At 65.6% G+C, this 18954-nt stretch carries 14 protein-coding genes; 8 read left to right on the top strand and 6 right to left on the bottom strand.

What is annotated here, in order from left to right:
- Positions 1 to 163: 163 nt before the first annotated feature.
- Positions 164 to 1990: a thiamine pyrophosphate-requiring protein gene (locus AC4D2Q_RS03990; RefSeq protein ID WP_490945133.1), complete on the top strand. Its 1827-nt coding sequence runs from the start codon at positions 164 to 166 to the stop codon at positions 1988 to 1990.
- Positions 1991 to 2011: 21 nt separating this feature from the next.
- Here AC4D2Q_RS03990 and AC4D2Q_RS03985 read toward each other — a convergent pair whose 3' ends face one another.
- The 5 genes from AC4D2Q_RS03985 to AC4D2Q_RS03965 all read right to left on the bottom strand — a co-directional run bounded on the left by AC4D2Q_RS03985 (position 2012) and on the right by AC4D2Q_RS03965 (position 6307).
- On the bottom strand, positions 2012 to 3292 hold the full coding sequence (locus AC4D2Q_RS03985) for an ammonium transporter (protein ID WP_490945129.1): 1281 nt from the start codon (positions 3290 to 3292) through the stop codon (positions 2012 to 2014).
- A gap of 150 nt (positions 3293 to 3442) precedes the next feature.
- A complete protein-coding gene (locus AC4D2Q_RS03980; protein ID WP_490945126.1) occupies positions 3443 to 4030 on the bottom strand; it encodes an HdeD family acid-resistance protein in 588 nt (195 codons plus the stop codon).
- Between the two features lie 165 nt (positions 4031 to 4195).
- Positions 4196 to 4708 (bottom strand): DinB family protein, encoded by a 513-nt coding sequence (locus tag AC4D2Q_RS03975; RefSeq protein ID WP_490945123.1) that lies wholly within the window; start codon positions 4706 to 4708, stop codon positions 4196 to 4198.
- A 9-nt stretch (positions 4709 to 4717) separates the two neighbouring features.
- On the bottom strand, positions 4718 to 5587 hold the full coding sequence (locus AC4D2Q_RS03970) for an SGNH/GDSL hydrolase family protein (RefSeq protein ID WP_490945121.1): 870 nt from the start codon (positions 5585 to 5587) through the stop codon (positions 4718 to 4720).
- Between the two features lie 30 nt (positions 5588 to 5617).
- The gene (locus AC4D2Q_RS03965) at positions 5618 to 6307 is read right to left on the bottom strand and encodes a phosphoribosyltransferase (protein WP_490945119.1); all 690 of its coding nucleotides are present in this window, start codon (positions 6305 to 6307) and stop codon (positions 5618 to 5620) included.
- Between the two features lie 139 nt (positions 6308 to 6446).
- On the opposite strand from AC4D2Q_RS03965, the gene AC4D2Q_RS03960 reads away from it, so the two are divergent.
- The 6 genes from AC4D2Q_RS03960 to AC4D2Q_RS03935 all read left to right on the top strand — a co-directional run bounded on the left by AC4D2Q_RS03960 (position 6447) and on the right by AC4D2Q_RS03935 (position 14277).
- Positions 6447 to 7208, top strand: coding sequence for an SDR family NAD(P)-dependent oxidoreductase (locus AC4D2Q_RS03960; RefSeq protein WP_490945117.1), 762 nt, complete (start codon positions 6447 to 6449; stop codon positions 7206 to 7208).
- Positions 7209 to 7273: 65 nt separating this feature from the next.
- Positions 7274 to 8644: a M20 family metallopeptidase gene (locus AC4D2Q_RS03955; protein ID WP_490945115.1), complete on the top strand. Its 1371-nt coding sequence runs from the start codon at positions 7274 to 7276 to the stop codon at positions 8642 to 8644.
- Between the two features lie 17 nt (positions 8645 to 8661).
- Positions 8662 to 10251, top strand: coding sequence for an AbgT family transporter (locus AC4D2Q_RS03950; RefSeq protein ID WP_490945113.1), 1590 nt, complete (start codon positions 8662 to 8664; stop codon positions 10249 to 10251).
- Positions 10252 to 10324: 73 nt separating this feature from the next.
- Positions 10325 to 11281 carry an ATP-grasp domain-containing protein gene (locus AC4D2Q_RS03945; protein WP_490926104.1) on the top strand — a complete coding sequence of 319 codons (957 nt, stop codon included), beginning with the start codon at positions 10325 to 10327 and terminating at the stop codon, positions 11279 to 11281.
- A 96-nt stretch (positions 11282 to 11377) separates the two neighbouring features.
- A complete protein-coding gene (locus AC4D2Q_RS03940) occupies positions 11378 to 13093 on the top strand; it encodes a long-chain-fatty-acid--CoA ligase (RefSeq protein WP_490945705.1) in 1716 nt (571 codons plus the stop codon).
- Between the two features lie 257 nt (positions 13094 to 13350).
- Positions 13351 to 14277 carry a YsnF/AvaK domain-containing protein gene (locus tag AC4D2Q_RS03935; RefSeq protein ID WP_490945111.1) on the top strand — a complete coding sequence of 309 codons (927 nt, stop codon included), beginning with the start codon at positions 13351 to 13353 and terminating at the stop codon, positions 14275 to 14277.
- A gap of 71 nt (positions 14278 to 14348) precedes the next feature.
- Here the strand turns inward: AC4D2Q_RS03935 and AC4D2Q_RS03930 are convergent, their stop codons facing one another.
- A complete protein-coding gene (locus AC4D2Q_RS03930) occupies positions 14349 to 15248 on the bottom strand; it encodes a LysR family transcriptional regulator (protein WP_490945704.1) in 900 nt (299 codons plus the stop codon).
- A gap of 133 nt (positions 15249 to 15381) precedes the next feature.
- On the opposite strand from AC4D2Q_RS03930, the gene AC4D2Q_RS03925 reads away from it, so the two are divergent.
- Positions 15382 to 18858, top strand: a complete 3477-nt coding sequence (locus tag AC4D2Q_RS03925; RefSeq protein ID WP_490945109.1) for a proline dehydrogenase family protein — start codon at positions 15382 to 15384, stop codon at positions 18856 to 18858.
- The last annotated feature ends 96 nt before the right edge of the window (positions 18859 to 18954 follow it).

The raw sequence follows: 18954 nt of genomic DNA, 5'->3' as shown, positions 1-18954 counted from the left end.
AGAGCATAGCGACGGGTCCGGCCCCGCACACCAGCGCCGAAGCCACAGGCATCCGGGAAGCCCCAAGTCGCCGAATTCCGGCCGGCCCAAACGTGCAATTCCCGCACCGGGGATGGAAGAGTGGGGGATACCAAGCACACTGATCGTTAACGGGAGGCATGCAATGGCCGACGGAACTGAAGCGAACGGCAACCCACCGGAGGGCGAACCCCAACTGGTGGCGGACCTGGTGGTGCAGCGTCTGCAGGCGTGGGGTGTGGGCCGGATCTTCGGATACAGCGGAGACGGCATCAATCCGGTGATGGGAGCACTCCGCCGGGCCGGCGGACCGGAGTTTGTCCAGGCGCGGCATGAGGAAAACGCCGCCTTCATGGCCGTGGGACACGCGAAGTACACCGGGGAAGTGGGGGTGGTGGTTTCCACCCAGGGCCCCGGCGCCATTCACCTCCTCAACGGACTGTACGACGCGCGCATGGACTCGGTGCCGGTGGTGGCGATCATCGGGCAGCAGAGCCTGAGTGTCCTTGGATCCGCATACATGCAGGAAGTGGATCTGATGCACCTGTTCCGGGACGTTGCCTCCGGATTCCGCCAGCAGGTCTCCAGCCCCGAGCAGGCACCCCTGGTCATTGACCGGGCCTTTAAAGAGGCACTCGCCACCCGCACCCCGTCCGTGGTGATCCTGCCGCATGACGTGCAGCAGGAAGCTGCGCCGGAACTGGGTCAGGAACACGGCGTGCTCACCACGGCCCCGGTTTGGCGGCCGGCCCGCATCCTGCCCCTCCCGGAGGACGTCCAGGCCGCCGCGGATGTGCTCAACAGCGGGCAGAAGGTGGTGCTGCTGGTGGGCCAGGGAGCAAAGGGTGCCCAGGAGCAGGTGGCAGCCCTGGCTGAGAAGCTGGGTGCTGCAATTACTACCAGCCTGCTTGGGAAGCCGTACGTGGATGAGTCCCTGCCCCTGGCCGCAGGGGTCATGGGCCATCTGGGTACCTCGGCCGCAGGATTTGCGCTGGCCAACGCGGACACGCTGCTGATCATCGGCTCCAATGACCCCTGGACCGAGTTCTATCCGCCGCCCGGGGCAGCCAGGGCCGTGCAGATTGACATCGATTCGGCGGCCATCGGAAACCGCTACCCGGTGGAGGTGGCCGTTACCGGTGAGGCGGCCGCCAGCTTGGATGCCCTGCTGCCGCTGCTGACGGAGCGCGGCGAATCGGGCTGGCGCAACGACGTCGAACACGCCGTCCGTTCCTGGCACGGCCTGTCCCGCGAACGGGCTTTCACGCCCGCTCATCCGGTGAACCCGGAACGCGCGTTTTACGAGCTGAGCCAGCGGATGCCCGCGGACGCGCAGGTGGCCGTGGACGTAGGCAGCAGCGTGTACTGGTACGCGCGCCAGCTGAGGCTGCCGGCGGGGGTTCCCGCGCACCTCTCCAGCACGCTGGCCAGCATGGGCTGCGCGGTTCCCTACGGCATTGCGGCCAAGCTGGCGCATCCGGACCGGCCGCTCATTGCTCTCTCCGGTGACGGAGCCATGCAGATGGCCGGGCTGACCGAACTGGTCACGGTCAGCAGGCTCTGGAAGAACTGGGAGGATCCGCGCTTCATCGTGTGCGTCCTCAATAACCGTGAACTGGCGGAGGTGACCTGGGAGCAGCGGGAGATGGAAACGGAACCCCGTTTTGCGGACAGCCAGGCGCTTCCGGATTTCAACTACGCCGGATATGCGGAACTGCTGGGATTCAAGGGCATCAGGGTGGAGGATCCGGAGCTGCTCGGGGATGCCTGGGACTCCGCGCTCGCCGCCAACATGCCCTGCATTATTGAGGTGGTTTCCGACCCTGATGTGCCGCTGCTGCCGCCCTTCCCGGGCGGAAAGACGCAGGGAGCATCAATGATGGAAGCACTGGAAAAGGAAGGTCCTCAGACGCAGCACGCCCGGGACCTTCTTTCCGTGTACCTCCGCCAGGAAGAGTCCCTGGAGGACTGATCCCTGGCGGAGGCGCGGTCGCTACGGCCGGGCGCCCAGCTCCACGGCCTCCTCGTCGGTCAGGTAGGCGGATTCCGCATGGGCGGCCAGGTCGATGCCCTGCAGTTCGCTCTCTTCCGGAATGCGCAGCCCGATGGTGACTGCCAGCAGCTTGGCAATGACCCATGTGACCACGAAGGAGTAGACGAGAACAGCCACCGAGGCCAGCGCCTGGATGCCCAGCAGCTCAAAGCCGCCGCCGTAAAACAGTCCGCTGACACCGTTGGGCGCGGCGTCGGTGGCAAACAGGCCGATCAGCAGGGTGCCCAGCAGGCCGCCGACGGCGTGAACGCCCACCACGTCGAGTGAATCGTCGTAGCCCAGCCGGTACTTCCACTCAATGGCCAGCGAACAGACAAGTCCGGCGAGCAGCCCGATGGCCAGTGCGCCCAGCGGGCTGACGGCCCCGCACGCCGGAGTGATGGCTACCAGGGCGGAGACCAGTCCGGAAGCGGCACCCAGGGAAGACGAGGTTCCCAGCCGCAGCCGGTCCATCAACATCCAGCCCAGCAGGCCTGCTGCAGCAGCCACCGCGGTGTTCAGGAAAACGACGGCGGCGGAGTTGCCGGCGCTCAGGGCCGAACCGGCATTGAATCCGTACCAGCCAACCCAGAGCAGTCCGGCGCCAAGCAGCACCAGCGGACGGCTGTGCGGTTTCCCTTGGGCATGCGGCCAGCCCTGGCTTCGTCCCAGAACCAGGGCAAGTGCCAGGGCGGCCACGCCGGCATTCATGTGCACAGCCGTGCCGCCGGCGAAGTCGATCGCCCCCAGCCGGTTGGCAATCCAGCCGCCCGTCACGGAGCCGTCCTCGCTGCTGAAGGCGAAAACCCAGTGGGCCACCGGAAAGTACACCAGCGTGGCCCAGAGGCCGGCGAACAGCATCCACGCACCGAACTTCATGCGTCCGGCGGCTGCCCCGGCCACCAGCGCCGTGGTAACGCAGGCGAACATCAGTTGGAAGGCCGCGAACAATGCCAGCGGGATCGAGTTTTCCGGGTCCTCGGCCAACAGTTGGGACAGCCCAGCGAATTCAAGGGGATTGCCCAGCAGACCTGCTCCGGACAGAGAGTTGCCGAAGGCTGCGGAGTACCCGTAAAGCACCCACAGCACTGCGACGAGGCTCGCGCTGCCAAAGCACATCAGCATCATGTTGAGGATGCGGCGCGAGCCCACCATTCCTCCATAGAAGAAGGCGATGCCGGGGATCATGAGACAGACCAGCGCGGCGCTGGCCAGCAGCCAGGCGGTGTTTCCAGAGTCCATGGAGATGCTCCATTCGGGATGGCCGGCCAACGGGCCGGAAGCGGCGGTTGGAAACCGTACCCTTCCCAGAGTGGGCGCCCCGTATTACATCCAGGTTTCCCGGCAGGTTATGCCTGTGTTAACAGCTGCTGGAAGCTTGCTGGAGGTTTCCTAATAGGCACGCGGCAGGCCGCGGCCGAAGGAAAAGGCCCGCACCACTTCCACAATGCCCAGCACCACCAGGGCAACGCCGCCAAAAACAACAAGGGCGGCAAGGGAACTAACCGGCAGGAACAACACCACCACGCCGGCAATGATGCTGATAATTCCATAGGCGATGGCATACCAGCGCGATCCGCCGCTCTCCACCTCGGTCAGGGACATGATGCCCTCCACAATCCAGGCGATTCCAATGAAGAGGGCCAGAACGGTAAGGGAAGCGAGCGGATTGCGGATGGCCGCCACCCCGGCGATGAAGAGCAGAAGGCCGACGAGGATGTTGAGCACCCGCAGGCCGCCGAGCAGCGGAGTAACGAGCCCGGTCACGACGCGCACCGCGCCGGACACAAGGAAATAGAGGCCAAACAGGACGGCAATCACGTCCAGGGTGGCTTCGGGCCAAAACAGTACAAGGGCGCCCAGGACCACCGAGAGGACGCCGGTGAGAACCATCCCCCCGCGGATGCCCCGGACCACCTTGTGGGTGAGTTCACTGACGTCCAAGTGCAACCCGCCCAACCCAAAAGTGCTTCCTGACATGGACATTTGAAACCTCCCACAGAGTCGGATCAGCGGAAACGCAGCTGAAGAAATTATCCGGCCGCGGGTGCTTCGATCTCTAGGGCAGGCTCCCTTCGGCGGCCTCGGAACGGGCAGACGGCGGTGTCCGGGTCCGGTGCGGGCAGTGCGGGCAGCGGATCCTGCTCAGTCTCCGGTGGCTCCGTCCAGCAGTTCGCGCAGGATGTCCAGGTGCCCGCAGTGCCTGCCGGTTTCCTCGATCATGTGCACGAGGACCCAGCGTACGTTCTGCGTGCCGTCGCCTCCGCGGCAGCGGTCTTCCAAGCCGTACCGTTCCAGCACCGCGCGCGATTCCCGGCAGGCAGCCTCATACTCCGCCACGATCTCCGCCAGGCTCTCTCCGTCAGCCACGCGGAACTCGGCGTCGGGATCCTCGGCCGTCCAGCGGGCCTGAACGTCCTGCTGGCCGTCCATCCGGTTCCGGAACCAAAAACGCTCCACGTCGGTCAGGTGCCGGATCAGCCCCGACACGGTGGTGAGCGAGGGAAGCAGCCGCTTGGCGGCGTCGGCATCGCTGAGTCCGGAAGCCTTCATCACCACTGTGGCGCGGAAGTAGTCCAGGAAAGCGGTCAGCGTCTGAGCTTCGCCGGCGGCCTCGGGCGGTTCTGTGCGGGAATCCACTGCGGTGTCATTGGTCATCGGCCCAATCTAATCCATCGTCCCCGGCCCGCCGGAACCCGTTGCGGCGAGCCGGGAGAGGTGCTCCCTGATCATTTGCGCAACGGCTTCGTGCCCGGCTTGGTTGGGATGGAAGGGCAGCGGACCGCCTTCCACGGGGACGAATCCGCCCACGGTCCAGGGATCCTCCGACCCGGCGTAGTGGTCCAGGCTGGCCTTGGCCACGCGCACCACCGAACACCCCGTGGCGTTGGCTCCGGCTTCGGTGGCGAGCGCCAGATGCACGGCCAGTTCCCGGCCCGCGGCGGCGGAGGCGGGCTTTATGCCGGCCACGCGGATGCGCGGATCCGGAGGCAGCACGGTCAGGTACTCCACAAACAGGACGACGGCGCGCGGGGAACGCCGCCGGATGAGCTGGCCGACGGACGCCATGGCCGCCGGGAGCAGCGCCAGCCGCCGGTTTTGGACGGCCGGGGTGAGGCCCTTGAGCATTTCCAGGGTGGGCAGGTGCTTGAGCCGCGCCAGCGGGGGCAAACCGGCCGCCATCAGCGAGGCTGCGTAGCCGATGTCGTTGCCGCCGATGGTGACGGTCACCAGATCGGTGTCCGCGCTGAGGGAGTCCGCCTGGGGCGGCTGCCCGTACTGCGAGCGCCACAGCACGTCCGCCGTGGTGGCCCCGGAGCTGGTGGCGTCAGTCAGGGACATCTGCAGTTGCCCGGCCAGCAGGTGGGCATAGCTGGCGTCTGTGCGGCCGGCCTCCGGAGGGCTTCCCGGAACCGGATGGCCCAGGCCGGGAGCAGCAGCGAAGGAACTGCCCAAAGCAACGTACCGGGCTCCGCTCCAGTCGGGTGTGCCGGATGTCCGGGCTGCAGCGTTGGGCTGTTGTGCTGCTGTGCTCATGGGTTCCTGCCTTCGGTGGGAGGGGCTCAGTCACGGAGTATTCAGGAACTGCCGGATTTCGGCATCAGTGGTCTGATCAAAGTTCTCGTAGGCCTGTCCCACGGCGCTGAGGCCGATGCCCTGCCAGGGGATCACGACGTCGTCGGCCAGGCCAGCCGCTGTTTCCGCACCCGGGCCGCAGCTGACGGGAGCCGCGGCCACCAGCCAGGCCGGGTTCTGCTCGCGGAGTCCCAGCAGTGCGGCTCGCATGGTGGCGCCGGTCGCCAGCCCGTCATCCACCACCACCACCGACCGGCCGGCTGCGTTCAGGGGTTCGCGCCCCATGCGGTACAGCTTGTCCCGGCGGATCAGTTCGAGCTGCTGGATGGATGCGGCGTTGCGGAACGCGGCGTCCGCCGCTCCCGGATCGTCATTGCCGGCGGCGTCAAGGGACCGCTGCCAGTCCGCTAGGACGGCGTCATTGCGCACAGTGGTAACGGTCCCCGCAATCCAGGCCAGCGCACCGGCAGCCAGTTCCGGCTGCAGAGGAAAGCCCACTTTCCGAACGGCCACCACGTCCAGCGGTGCCCGCAGCACCTCCGCCACGGCGGCGGCCACCGGAACGCCGCCGCGGGGAAGCCCCACCACCAACAGGTTCGGCGCGCCAAAATAGGGGCTGAGCTGCAGGCCGAGCTTCTGCCCGGCGTCCAGCCTGTCCCGGTAACCCCGGGATGGTGCCATGGCTCCTCCTTGGCGGGGGCTGGTTTCTTGTCACGGTAGGTGTGACCGGGACCGGTGGCAAGGTGCCCGGGCGTGATCCGTGTTCCGCATTGCCAAAGGCCGCAGTGCCATAGCAGGGTAGGCGTGGAAAGGTGGACCCATGACTCCCACAGCTTTGATCACCGGCGCTACATCCGGCATCGGCGCAGAATTTGCCCGCCAGCTCGCAAACCGCGGCTACAACTTGGTCCTGACGGCCCGCAATGAGGAACGGCTGAAGGAATCGGCCGGACTGCTCGCCGGTGAATACGCGGTGCAGACGGAGTACATTGCGGCGGATTTGGCCGACCCGGAGGGCGTGGAGCGGGTGAGCCGGAGACTGGAAAAACCGGACATCACCATGCTGGTCAACAACGCCGGCTACGGGCTGAAGAACAACTTTGAACGCAATGACCTCTCCGCGGAAATGGACCACCTCAACGTCCTGGTAGCCGCGCCGCTGCAGCTGAGCCACACCGCGCTGAACACCATGCTGTCCCGGATGGAGCAGCCCGGCGGACACATCATCAATGTTGCTTCAGTGGCCGGATTCATCCCCCGCGGCACGTACAGTGCAGCCAAGTCCTGGGTCATTACCTTCAGCCGCTGGGCGAACATTCATTACAGCGGCCGGGGCGTGCATGTGACGGCCCTGTGCCCCGGGTTTGTCCACACAGAGTTCCACCAGCGCATGGACATGGATAAAACGGTGTACCCCGGCTGGATGTGGCTCGACGCCGAGCGCGTGGTCCGTGAAGGACTGGCGGATGCTTTCGCCGGCAAGGGTGTTTCCATTCCCAGCAAGCGGTACAAGGTTTTGGCCTGGATCGGTGCCCGGGCGCCGCAGCCCCTCGTGGCCCGCATTGCCGGCCGCGGCCGGTAAGCCGCTGCGGAACACCGCGTCATCAAACTGGCACCCCCGGTGCCGGCCGCTTAGGGTGGTGCCCCATGACGCGCATCACATCCCCCAGCTCTGCTTACCTCAACCAGCTCGACGCCGAAACCGGGCGCCGGATGGAAACCGCACAGAGTCCGGTCTCCGATTTCGCCGGGGCACCTGCAGAGCTTGCCGGTCAGGTGGAAGCGCGGGTGGATGCGCTTGCCGCCGATCTCAACGACGTTGTCCACACCCTGCACGGGGACCCGGAAACAGCTTACGAGGAGCACCGGAGCGCGGCGTTCCTCGTGGACCTGCTGCGCCGCCACGGCATTAAGGCGGAGCTGGGAGCACACGGATTACCCACGGCCATTCGGGCGGAAATCGGAGCGGAAGACAGGTCTGCAGAAGTCGGCGGCACGGCAGGCGCGGCCGACAATGTTCCGTCCATCGCCATCCTCAGTGAATACGACGCCCTGCCCGAGGTGGGCCATGCCTGCGGGCACAACGTCATTGCGGCTACGGGAGTCGGAGCGTTTATTGCCCTGGCCCAGACGGTCGCCGAGAACCCGGATGCGTTCCCCGGCCGGGTCGTGTTCCTGGGAACGCCCGCGGAGGAGGGACACTCCGGCAAGGAAGTCCTTGCCCGCAACGGGGCCTTTGACGGCGTGGATGCCGCCATCATGGTCCATCCCTACGCAATGGACCTGGCTGAGCAGGTTTGGCTGGGACGCCGGCTGCTGACCGTCACCTTTTCCGGCGTCGCCGCCCATGCTTCCGCGCAGCCGTTCATGGGCAGGAACGCTCTGGATGCCGCATCGCTGGCGTACACCGCCATCGGCCTGCTGCGCCAGCAGCTGCCGCCGGTGGACCGCGTCCATGCCATCATCACCGAGGGCGGCCAGCGCCCCAGCGTGATTCCGGAAAAGGCTGTGCTGAAGCTCTACGCACGCTCCAAGTACCCGGACACCTTGAAGGACCTGAGCGCCCGGCTGGAGGATGTTGCCCGCGGTGCCGCCCTGATGACCGGCACCGGAGTGTCCATCGACTGGGATGAGCATCCGCCGTCGCTGCCGGTGCGCACCAACGCGGCGCTGACCGGACGGTGGGTGCGCGCCCAGCAGCGGCGCGGGCGCAGTCCGCTGCCGGCCGGCGTCGTATCGGAGACCATTGCCGCCTCCACGGACTTCGGCAATGTCAGCTACCGGATCCCGGGAATTCATCCGCTGATCGGCATTGCGCCGGCGGACGTGGCGCTGCACACCCGGGCCTTCGCGGACGCCGCCGGATCAGCCGCCGCGGAATCCGGTGCGCTGGACGGTGCCGCAGGCCTGGCCCTGACCGCCCTGGACTACCTTTGCGACCCGGAGCTGCGCGCTGCGGCGGCCCGGGAGTTCGCTGCTGCCGGCGGTCCCGTTGATGTTGCCCGTTACTTTGACTGACAGGAAATGAGACCGGCATGACCACAACTCCAGCTGCCCCCGTCAGTTCCCGCCGCAGCCTTTCCGACCGCCTCCTGGGCGGCGTGGAACGTGTTGGCAACAAACTGCCGGACCCGTTTATGCTCTTTTTGATCCTCTTCCTTGTTGTGGCGGTGGTTTCCACCGCCATGGCCTGGGCCAACGTTGCGGTCACCGTGCCCGGAGCAACAGAGGAAACCGTGATCAAAGGTTTCTTCACCGCCGAGGGGCTGAGCTGGTTCACCACCACCCTGGGCGCAAACTATCTCGGTTTCCCGCCGCTGGCCACGGTGCTGCCGATCCTGCTGGCCGTGGGCGTTGCGGAGAAATCCGGGCTGCTTTCGGCCCTGATCCGCAAGGCCTTCGGTTCCGCGCCGCGCTGGGCCCTGCCCTACGCCGTCGGCTTTGTAGGCGTCACCGGATCCATCATGTCCGACGCCGCGTTTGTGGTGATTCCTCCGCTGGCGGCCCTGGTTTTCAAGGCCGCGGGACGTCATCCGGTGGCCGGGCTGCTGGGCGGCTTCGCAGCCGCCGGTGCCGGATACTCCACCTCCCTGCTGATCACCAGCCTGGACGCCCTCTTTTCCGGCATTACGACGGCGGTGACCCAGTCACTGCCCAACGCGGGCTCCCCGGTGAACCCGCTGTCCAACTACTTCTTCAACATCGCGTCCTCGCTCGTGCTGATTGTGCTGGCCGGATTCATCATTGACAGGATCCTGGAACCCCGCCTCCGCCGGCAGGGGGTCCCCACCGAGGAAACGGCCGGAGAGGACGGCGAGGACACCCATGCCGTCCCGGAGGCGCTGTCCTCCGTCCTGACTCCGGTGGAGCGCCGGGGCGTGCTGTGGGCTGTGGTTGCAGGCGCGGCCGTCGCCGCCGTCATCCTGGTGGGCGCACTGCTGCCGGATTCGCCCTGGCGCAATGAGGACGGCGGTTACCTGCCCAAGTCGCCGCTGCTGAGCTCCATCGTCTTCATTGTCTTCATCATGTTCACCGTGCCCGGCCTGGTGTACGGCAAGCTCACCGGCACCATCGCCGGCGGCAGGGACGTTCCCCGGGTGATGGGAGCCTCACTCAAGGACATGAGCGGATTTCTGGTGCTGGCGTTCATCCTGGGGCAGTTCATTGCCCTCTTCAACTGGTCCGGCATCGGCAACTGGCTGGCCGTCGCCGGCGCCTCCGGCCTGGAATCCATTGGGCTGACCGGATACCCGGCAATTATCGGCTTCATCCTGCTGGCCTCGGTGCTGAACCTGTTCATCATTTCCGGCTCGGCCATGTGGACCCTGATGGCCTCGGTGTTTGTGCCGATGTTTGCACTCCTGGGCTTTGAACCGGCATTCATCCAGGGTGCCTTCCGGGTGGGTGACTCGGCGACCCAGATCCTGACCCCGCTGAACCCGTACATGATTGTGCTGCTGACGATGCTCCGCAAATATGAGCCGCAGGCCGGGCTCGGCACGGTTATTGCGCGGATGCTCCCCTTCACGGTGCTTTTCTGGCTGGCGTGGGTGGCCGTCCTGACCGTGTTCTACGTTCTCGGCCTGCCCATGGGTCCCGGCAACGGAATATACATCGACGGTTAGGCGCTGCATCACATCAAGTGCTGATACCGCCAAGGAACAGTGTCCGGCCGTCCAAGAGGAACAGAGGAACGCGATGAGCTCCACCAGCCCCAAAATCTACGCCCTGCATGAGAACCCCGAATGGTTTCCGCCTTTTGCCCGGGCTTTTGAAGCCGAAGGCGTGGAAGTGGAGGAGTGGCTGCTGACCGACGGCGTCCTGGACCTGGACTCGGTGCCGCCGGAAGGCATTTTCTGGTCCCGCATCAGCGCCTCGTCCCACACCCGGGAGCACGGACTGTCCAAGGACTACGCCCGGGCGGTGCTGTCCTGGCTTGAAGCCCACGGCCGGCGGACCGTCAACGGGCGGCGGATCCTGGAACTGGAAATGAGCAAGGTGGACCAGCTCACTGCCCTGCGCGCCGCCGGCATCGATACGCCGCGCACCGTTGCCGCGATTGGCCGCGACGCCATCCTGGCCGCGGCCAAAGAATTCCCGACCCCGTTCATCACCAAGCACAACCAGGGCGGCAAGGGACTGGGCGTGCGGAAGTTCGAGTCCCACGGCGAGCTCGCCGAGTACGTGGCCGGTCCCGATTTTGAGGAACCCGCCGACGGCATCACCCTGATCCAGGAGTTCATCGTCTCCGCCGAGCCCTTTATCACCCGGGTGGAGATTGTGGGCGGAGAGTTTATTTACGCGATCAAAGCGGACACTGCCCGCGGCGGATTCCAGCTCTGCCCGGCGGATGCCTGCGCCATTGATCCTTCCACCGGCAAGCCGATCATGCCTCCGGGCGCAACCATTGCCCCGGACGAAGATACGCAGCTGTTCAGCCTGCGGGAGGACTTCGACCATCCGATCATCGGCAAATACCTGGAGTTCGCCCGGCGCACCGGGCTGGAGGTCTGCGGGATTGAGTTCATGGAAACGGCTGACGGGCGCATCCTCACGTATGACGTGAACACCAACACCAATTACAACGCGGCAGTCGAAGCAGCAGCTCCGCGTTCAGCTCCCCGCGCCCTGGCCCGCTACCTCAAGCAGCTCTGAGTTCAACGTGCTCTGAGGCGGGCGACGGCGGGGCGGCGGGCCAGTGGCACAGGACAAGAAATTTATCCACAGGCGCGGCCCGTCGCTATAGTCAGAATTAATCAAACTGAAGGAGCTTCCTCAATGACTGCCGCCCAGGAACCGATGTGGGTTAAGAACTATCAGCCCGGCGTTCCGGCAACCATTGAATTGCCCACCGAGTCCCTGACCGCCATGGTGGAGGACGCCGTCGTCCGCTTTGGCCCCAAGGTGGCGCTGGAATTCTTTGGTGCCGAAACCACCTACGCTCAGCTGGGAGACCAGATAAACCGCGCAGCGGAGGGTCTGCGGAGGCTGGGTGTGCGCCGCGGACACCGTGTTGCGATCGTGCTGCCGAACTGCCCGCAGTACCTCATCGCGTTCTACGCGGTGCTGCGGCTGGGGGCGGTCGTCGTCGGCCACAACCCGCTGTACACGGAGCGCGAACTGCGCCACCAGTTTGAAAACCACGGCGCGCAGGTGGCCATTATCTGGGACAAGGCCGCGGAAAAGATTCAGGACTTCCCGGACGACATTGCCGTGAAGACGGTCATCGCCGTGGATATCACCAAGGCGATGCCGCGGCTCAAGCGCATGGCGCTGAGGCTTCCGCTGCCCTCGCTCCGCCGCACCCGGGCAGGGCTGACCGCCAAGACCGAAAACACCATGTCCTGGGAAAAGCTGCTCTCGTCCGGACCGATCGACAGCGCCCATCCCCGTCCCTCGGTGCGGGACCTGGCCGCGCTGCAGTACACATCCGGAACCACGGGCATTCCCAAGGGGGTCATGCTGACCCACTACAACCTGCGCTCCAACGCCCTGCAGGGCAAGGCCTGGATGCACGGTGCCCAGGAGGGGAAGGAAGTCATTTACGGCGTGCTGCCGATGTTCCATGCCTTCGGCCTGACCCTGTACCTGACCTTCTCCGTCCTGACCGGGTCGCGGCTGGTGCTGTTCCCCAAGTTCGACGTGGACCTGGTGCTGGATGCCGCCAAGAAGTCCAAGCCCACAGTGTTCTGCGCTGTTCCGCCGATCTACGAAAAGACGGCGCTGGAATCGAAGAAGCGGGGCATTGACCTCTCCACCATCCGCTTTGCAATCTCCGGTGCCATGACGCTGCCGGCGAAGACCGTGAAGCTCTGGGAAGAGGTTTCCGGCGGTCTGCTGGTGGAGGGCTACGGCCTCACCGAGTCTTCTCCGGTCGCCCTGGGCAACCCCTTTGCTGACACCCGGCGCAACGGGACCATCGGTGTTCCCTTCCCGAGCACCGAAATGCGCGTGGCCGACCCCGAACACCCGGAGAATGATGTTCCGCAGGGCACCCCGGGCGAACTGCTGATCCGCGGCCCGCAGGTGTTCTCCGGCTACTGGAACAACACGGAGGACACCGAGCAGGTTCTGCTCGACGGCGGCTGGCTGCGCACCGGCGACATTGTCACCGTGGACGACGACGGGTTCGTGAAGGTGGTGGACCGTCGGAAGGAACTGATCATCACCGGCGGGTTCAACGTCTCGCCCACCGAGGTGGAGGAAGTGCTGCGCAGCAACCAGGCCATTGCCGACGTTGCTGTGGTGGGGCTGCCCCGGGCCGACGGCGGCGAGCAGGTCGTGGCTGCCGTGGTCCTCACCGAGGGCGCCGAACTGGACGAAGCAGCTCTCCGGGCCTGGAGCCGGGAGCGGTTGACTCCGTATAAAGTTCCCCGCCGCATCGTGGCCATCGATGAACTGCCCAAGTCCCTGCTGGGCAAGGTGCTTCGCCGCGAAGTGCGCGAGCTGCTGACCGAATCGAAGTAGCTCTCCGGCTGCACTACCTATTGACGGTGTGTTCGCGTTGGGTTGGAATGGTAAGCAGGCTTGGGATTCCGGGCCTGTTTACCATACGAGCCGCCCAACAGGGTCCTCACGAGGCTCATCCGGATTTTGGTGCGCAGTCGGAAGGCCGATCAGGTCCTGATCCCTTCACCGTTCGCCCGACGACCTGCCGGTCAATCTCCGGACCTACGTGAATAAGCACCGGACAACGGTGAAGTTCGCAGCTGAAGGAGAACAGCATGATCAGCAATCAGCAAGTTGAAGGTCTTATGGCCGGCTCAGGCAACGTCCTGGGACCCAACGGAGATAAGATCGGTGCCGTCGGAACGTTCTACCTGGATGACCAGACCAACGAGCCCGCCTGGGTCACGGTCAACACCGGCCTGTTCGGCAGCAGCGAGTCCTTCGTTCCGCTCAGCGAAGCAACGGTGGAGGGCGTGGATGTCCTCGTTCCGTATTCCAAGGAAGAGATCAAAAACTCTCCGCAGGTTGAGTCCGATGGCTCCATCAGCCCGGAAGAGGAAGTGACGCTTTACCGCTACTACGGATTCTCGTACGACGACGGAAGCGCCGACACCGACACTGACACCACCAGCATGAGCACCGGAACCATGACGGACACGGGCACGCGTTCGGGCGTCGGGTCAGGTGTCGACTCGGATTTTAGCGATGACAGCGACATCAGCCGTTCCGGATTCTCGTCGGACGCCACCGTGGGGCGGGACACTTCGGGGCCCACCACCGATGACGCCATGACCCGTTCGGAAGAGCAGCTGGATGTGGGGACCCAGTCCCGCGTTACCGGCAAGGCGCGGCTGCGCAAGTACGTCGTCACGGAAACCGTGACCACTCAGGTTCCGGTCAGCCATGAAGAGGTTCGGATCGAGAGGGAACCGATCACCGACGCCAACGTCGATTCGGCTATGGCCGGACCGGAGATCAGCGAAGAAGAGCATGAAGTGACGCTTCACGCCGAGGAACCCGTTGTGAACAAGAAGACGGTTCCTGTGGAGCGGGTGCGGATGGACACGGAAACAGTCACGGATACGGAAAGCGTCTCCGAGGAAGTCCGCAAAGAGAAGATCGAAACCGATGACGGCATCCGCAGGTCCGATTCAACCGACGGACACCACGGATCAGGCGGGCACCGCGGTTCCGACAAGTAACTAAAAGCGCGTCATGGGCAGGGCCCCGGCTTCGGCCGGGGCCCTGCTTTGTCACAAGCATGTCCTTTGGACTACAGGACGGCCACCTGCCGCGCCGTGCGTTCCAGCACCTCCCGGCAGGCCAGGACGGCGGGCCGTTTTGCTCCGGCCCGCCGCACGGAAGTGAAGATGCTTCGCCGCGGGGTGCCCTCCAGATCCAGCAGCTGCACGCTTGGCTCGCGTCCGGTCCACACGAGGTCCGGCATCAGCGCCACGGCGTTCCCTGATTCGATCAGCCGGATCTGGGCCTGCAGATCAGCCGTTTCAAAGCGTACATCCGGTTCAAACCCCGCCCGCCGGCAGGCTTGCTCCGCCCAGTGCCGGGAGGCGGCACCTCTGGGTTCCATGACCCATGGCAGCTCTGCGGTGTCCGCCAAAGACTGCACCGGAGGGAGGCCCTCGTGGGGAACGGCAAGCCGGATTGCATCGGATGTCAGGTGCATCCGGTCCAGCTCAGCGTGCCGCACCGCTGAGTGTCCCGGGTATTGCTCGGCAATCACCAGATCGAAGTCCCGCGCCCAGGTTTCATAGAGTGCCGTCTCGGGTTCGCGCTGCACCATCTCCACCCGCAGCTCCGGATGTTCGCGCCGCAGGGTCCGCAGTGCTCCCGGAAGCAGGGCCAGGGCGGCCGACTGGAACACGGCCACCCGGATGGATCCGGTGACCGAGGTCAGCGAAGAGGCCAGCTCAGCTTCAGCCCGTTCCAGCGATTCGAGGATGTCCGAGGCGTGGGCCGCCAGGATCTCGGCCTGCGGCGTCAGCTGCACTCCCCGCCCCGTCTTTCGCAGCAGCTCCACGCCCACTGCCTTTTCCAGGAGCCCCAGCTGCTGGGACACTGCGGACGGGCTCAGCCCCTGCGCCTCGGCCACGGCTGCCAGGGTTCCCCGAACTTTCACCTCCCGCAGAAGGGTCATGCGGCGCACATCGAGCACTGTTTCCACCTCCAAGCGGATTGATTAGTAAAACTAACCTATATCGGTTAGAAAACGTACCTTTGCCTAATGGTAGATAGTGCGGATACTTAGAGGAATACCCACCCGCTGCACGTCGAAATGAGCACCACGCATGAGCAATACCGTCGCCGAACCCATCACGGGATCGGACACCCCCCAGGACCTCGCTGCCGACGCCGTGGCGCTCGTGCGCCGCTGGCTTTCCGAGGCTGAAAGCGTTCCCGTTGACGCTTCGGCCGCACAGCTGGCAGGGGTGCTGAAAGATCCCGCCGGACTGGACTTCACCGTGGGATTCGTCGACGGCGTCATCCGCCCTGAAGACCTCCGCGTGGCCGGCCGGAACCTCGCCGCCCTCGCACCCCGCGTGCCGGGCTTCCTGCCCTGGTACATGCGCTCCGCCGTCCGCCTGGGCGGAGTCATGGCGCCGGTGCTGCCCCACGTTGTCATCCCTGTCGCCCGCAAGGTGCTGCGCCGCATGGTCGGACACCTCATCGTTGACGCCACCGACGCCCGCCTCGGCAAGGCCATTGCCGGGATCCGCAAGGATGACATCCGGCTGAACATGAACCTCCTGGGCGAAGCGGTGCTCGGCGAACGCGAAGCCGCCCGCCGCCTCGAAGGCACCCACGAACTCCTGGCCCGAGACGACGTCGACTACGTCTCCATCAAGGTTTCCTCCACCGTCTCTCCCCACTCGCACTGGGCGTTCGATGAAGCCGTTGAGCATGTGGTGGAAAAGCTCACCCCGCTCTACCGCCGGGCCGCGTCCTCCGCGCAGAAGAAATTCATCAACCTGGACATGGAGGAATACAAGGACCTGGAGATGACCATGGCGGTCTTCACCAAGCTCCTGTCCATGCCCGAGTTCAAGGACCTGGAAGCCGGCATTGTGCTCCAGGCCTACCTCCCCGATGCCCTCTCGGCCATGATGCGGCTGCAGGAATTCGCCGCCGCACGCCGGGCGGACGGCGGAGCGCCCATCAAGGTCCGCGTCGTCAAGGGCGCCAACCTGCCCATGGAACAGGTGGAGTCTTCCCTGCACGGCTGGCCGCTGGCCACCTGCGGCACCAAGGCGGAGACTGACACCAACTACAAGCGGGTCATCAACTACGCCCTGCACCCGGAGCGGGTCGCCAACGTGCGCATCGGCGTTGCAGGGCACAACCTCTTCGACGTCGCCTTCGCCTGGCTGCTCGCCCAGCAGCGCGGCGTGACCGGCGGCATCGAATTCGAGATGCTGCTCGGTATGGCCACGGGCCAGGCCGAAGTGGTCAAGCGCGACGTCGGATCGCTCCTGCTCTACACGCCGGTGGTCCACCCGGCGGAGTTCGACGTCGCCATCGCCTACCTGATCCGCCGCCTCGAAGAGGGCGCCAGCTCAGAGAACTTCATGTCCGCCGTTTTTGAGCTCAGCGAAAACGAAGCCCTCTTCGAGCGGGAGAAGCTGCGCTTCCTCAGCTCGCTGGAAAACCTGGATGACCTGGTTCCCGCCCCGAACCGCACCCAGGACCGCAGCCAGCCCCGCCCCGCCGTATCCAGCGGCGCCGACGCCGTGAACCAGGGCTTCACCAACACTCCGGACACCGATCCGTCGCTGCCGGCGAACCAGGCCTGGGGCCGCTCCATCCTGACCCGCGTCGAGGAATCCCCCCTGGGCAAGGCAGCCGTGGCTGATGCCCGGGTCGCCGACGAAGAAGCGCTCTCCGCCGTCATCGAAACAGCGGTCTCGGCCAGCAAGGGCTGGGCCGCCCTCAGCGGTGCCGACCGCGCCGAAATCCTGCACCGTGCGGGATCCGTCCTCGAAGATCACCGCGCGGACCTGATGGAGGTCATGGCTGCCGAAACCGGCAAGACCCTGGACCAGTCCGATCCCGAGGTTTCCGAAGCCATCGACTTTGCGCACTACTATGCAGAGCGCGCCAAGGACCTGGAAAACATCGACGGCGCCCGCTTCGTCCCGGCCCGGCTCACCGTGGTCACCCCGCCGTGGAACTTCCCGGTAGCCATTCCGGCCGGTTCCACCCTGGCTGCCCTGGCCGCCGGTTCCTCCGTGATCATCAAGCCCGCCCGCCAGTCCGCACGCAGCGGAGCCGTCATGGTGGAAGCGCTCTGGGAAGCCGGCGTTCCCCGCGACGTCCTGCAGATGGTGCAGCTGGGCGAGCGCGAACTCGGCCGTCAGCTCATCTCGGATCCGTCTGTTGACCGGGTCATCCTCACCGGCGGTTATGAGACGGCAGAACTGTTCCGTTCCTTCCGCACCGACCTGCCGCTGCTGGCGGAAACGTCCGGCAAGAACGCCATCATCGTCACGCCCAGCGCCGACTTTGACCTGGCGGCCCGTGACGTCGTTGCCTCCGCCTTTGGCCATGCCGGCCAGAAGTGCTCGGCAGCCTCCCTGGTCATCCTCGTGGGCTCGGTGGCCAAGTCCCCGCGCTTCCGCAACCAGCTCGTGGACGCCGTCCAGTCCCTGAAGGTCGGCTACCCGGTGGATGCCGTGACGCAGATGGGTCCGGTCATTGAACCGGCTGAAGGCAAACTGCTGCGCGGACTGACGGTGCTGGGTGAAGGCGAGTCCTGGCTCATTGAACCGAAGCAGCTCGACGACTCCGGCCGTCTCTGGAGCCCGGGCGTGCGCACCGGTGTCCGCCCCGGTTCCGAGTACCACCTCACCGAGTACTTCGGTCCCATCCTCGGCGTGATGACTGCTGACACCCTCGAAGAAGCCATCGCACTGCAGAACCAGATTGACTACGGACTGACCTCCGGCCTGCATTCACTGGATCCGGCGGAAATGGATCTCTGGCTGGAGAACATCTCCGCGGGCAACCTGTACGTCAACCGCGGCATCACCGGCGCCATTGTCCAGCGCCAGCCCTTCGGCGGCTGGAAGAAGTCCGCAGTGGGAACCGGAACCAAAGCCGGCGGCCCCAACTACCTCATGGGTCTGGGGGAGTGGGAGCCCGCAGCGGCCACCTCGACCGGAGCTCCGGTCCGCCATCAGGGCGCCGCAAAGCTGCTGGCCACCGCAGTGTCCGGCAGCTTTGCCGCCGACACCGGATTCCTGCAGCGGGCGCTGAGCAGTGACGCCGCGGCCTGGGCCGACGAGTTTGGTACGGCCAAGGACGTCTCCGAGCTGAGCGCCGAACGCAACGTCTTCCGGTACCGGCCGCTGCCGGTCACCATCCGGCTGTCCGAAAACCAGCCGATCGATGCGCTGGTCCGGGTTGCCGCTGCCGGGCTTTTGGCCGGATCCGCGCTCCGCGTCTCCACCGGCGTCGAACTCCCGCTGGCACTGCGCGCTGTCCTGACGGAACAGGGAATCCCGGTGACAGAGGAGAACGACGCCGACTGGCTGGCCTCCGCTGCCACGTTTGACCCGGCGGTTTCCGGAACACGGATCCGGCTGATCGGTTCGGATGCCTCGGCGCTGGCGACAGCCCTTGGCGGGCGGCCGGACGTGGCCGTCTACGCGAACCCGGTGACCGAAGCCGGACGCGTGGAGCTCCTGCCGTTCCTGCATGAGCAGGCCGTCAGCATCACGGCTCACCGCTTCGGAACGCCGAACCACTTGTCGGACGCCCTGATCTAACCTCCACTCCCCGGGTACGGAAAATCCGGGAACAAAGACGGCGCCGGGTCTATCCCGGCGCCGTCTTTTGTTGTTAAGTTGTGCCCATGGAACTGA

This window comes from Arthrobacter sp. TJ-178, assembly GCF_058269275.1.
This window is presented reverse-complemented; position numbering and strand designations above follow the sequence as displayed.

Excerpts from the sequence above, each read along its gene's own strand:
- AC4D2Q_RS03990 (WP_490945133.1), top strand. The coding sequence starts at position 164 with ATGGCCGACGGAACTGAAGCGAACGGCAACCCACCGGAGGGCGAACCC.
- AC4D2Q_RS03985 (WP_490945129.1), bottom strand. The coding sequence starts at position 3,292 with ATGGACTCTGGAAACACCGCCTGGCTGCTGGCCAGCGCCGCGCTGGTC.
- AC4D2Q_RS03980 (WP_490945126.1), bottom strand. The coding sequence starts at position 4,030 with ATGTCAGGAAGCACTTTTGGGTTGGGCGGGTTGCACTTGGACGTCAGT.
- AC4D2Q_RS03975 (WP_490945123.1), bottom strand. The coding sequence starts at position 4,708 with ATGACCAATGACACCGCAGTGGATTCCCGCACAGAACCGCCCGAGGCC.
- AC4D2Q_RS03970 (WP_490945121.1), bottom strand. The coding sequence starts at position 5,587 with ATGAGCACAGCAGCACAACAGCCCAACGCTGCAGCCCGGACATCCGGC.
- AC4D2Q_RS03965 (WP_490945119.1), bottom strand. The coding sequence starts at position 6,307 with ATGGCACCATCCCGGGGTTACCGGGACAGGCTGGACGCCGGGCAGAAG.
- AC4D2Q_RS03960 (WP_490945117.1), top strand. The coding sequence starts at position 6,447 with ATGACTCCCACAGCTTTGATCACCGGCGCTACATCCGGCATCGGCGCA.
- AC4D2Q_RS03955 (WP_490945115.1), top strand. The coding sequence starts at position 7,274 with ATGACGCGCATCACATCCCCCAGCTCTGCTTACCTCAACCAGCTCGAC.
- AC4D2Q_RS03950 (WP_490945113.1), top strand. The coding sequence starts at position 8,662 with ATGACCACAACTCCAGCTGCCCCCGTCAGTTCCCGCCGCAGCCTTTCC.
- AC4D2Q_RS03945 (WP_490926104.1), top strand. The coding sequence starts at position 10,325 with ATGAGCTCCACCAGCCCCAAAATCTACGCCCTGCATGAGAACCCCGAA.
- AC4D2Q_RS03935 (WP_490945111.1), top strand. The coding sequence starts at position 13,351 with ATGATCAGCAATCAGCAAGTTGAAGGTCTTATGGCCGGCTCAGGCAAC.
- AC4D2Q_RS03925 (WP_490945109.1), top strand. The coding sequence starts at position 15,382 with ATGAGCAATACCGTCGCCGAACCCATCACGGGATCGGACACCCCCCAG.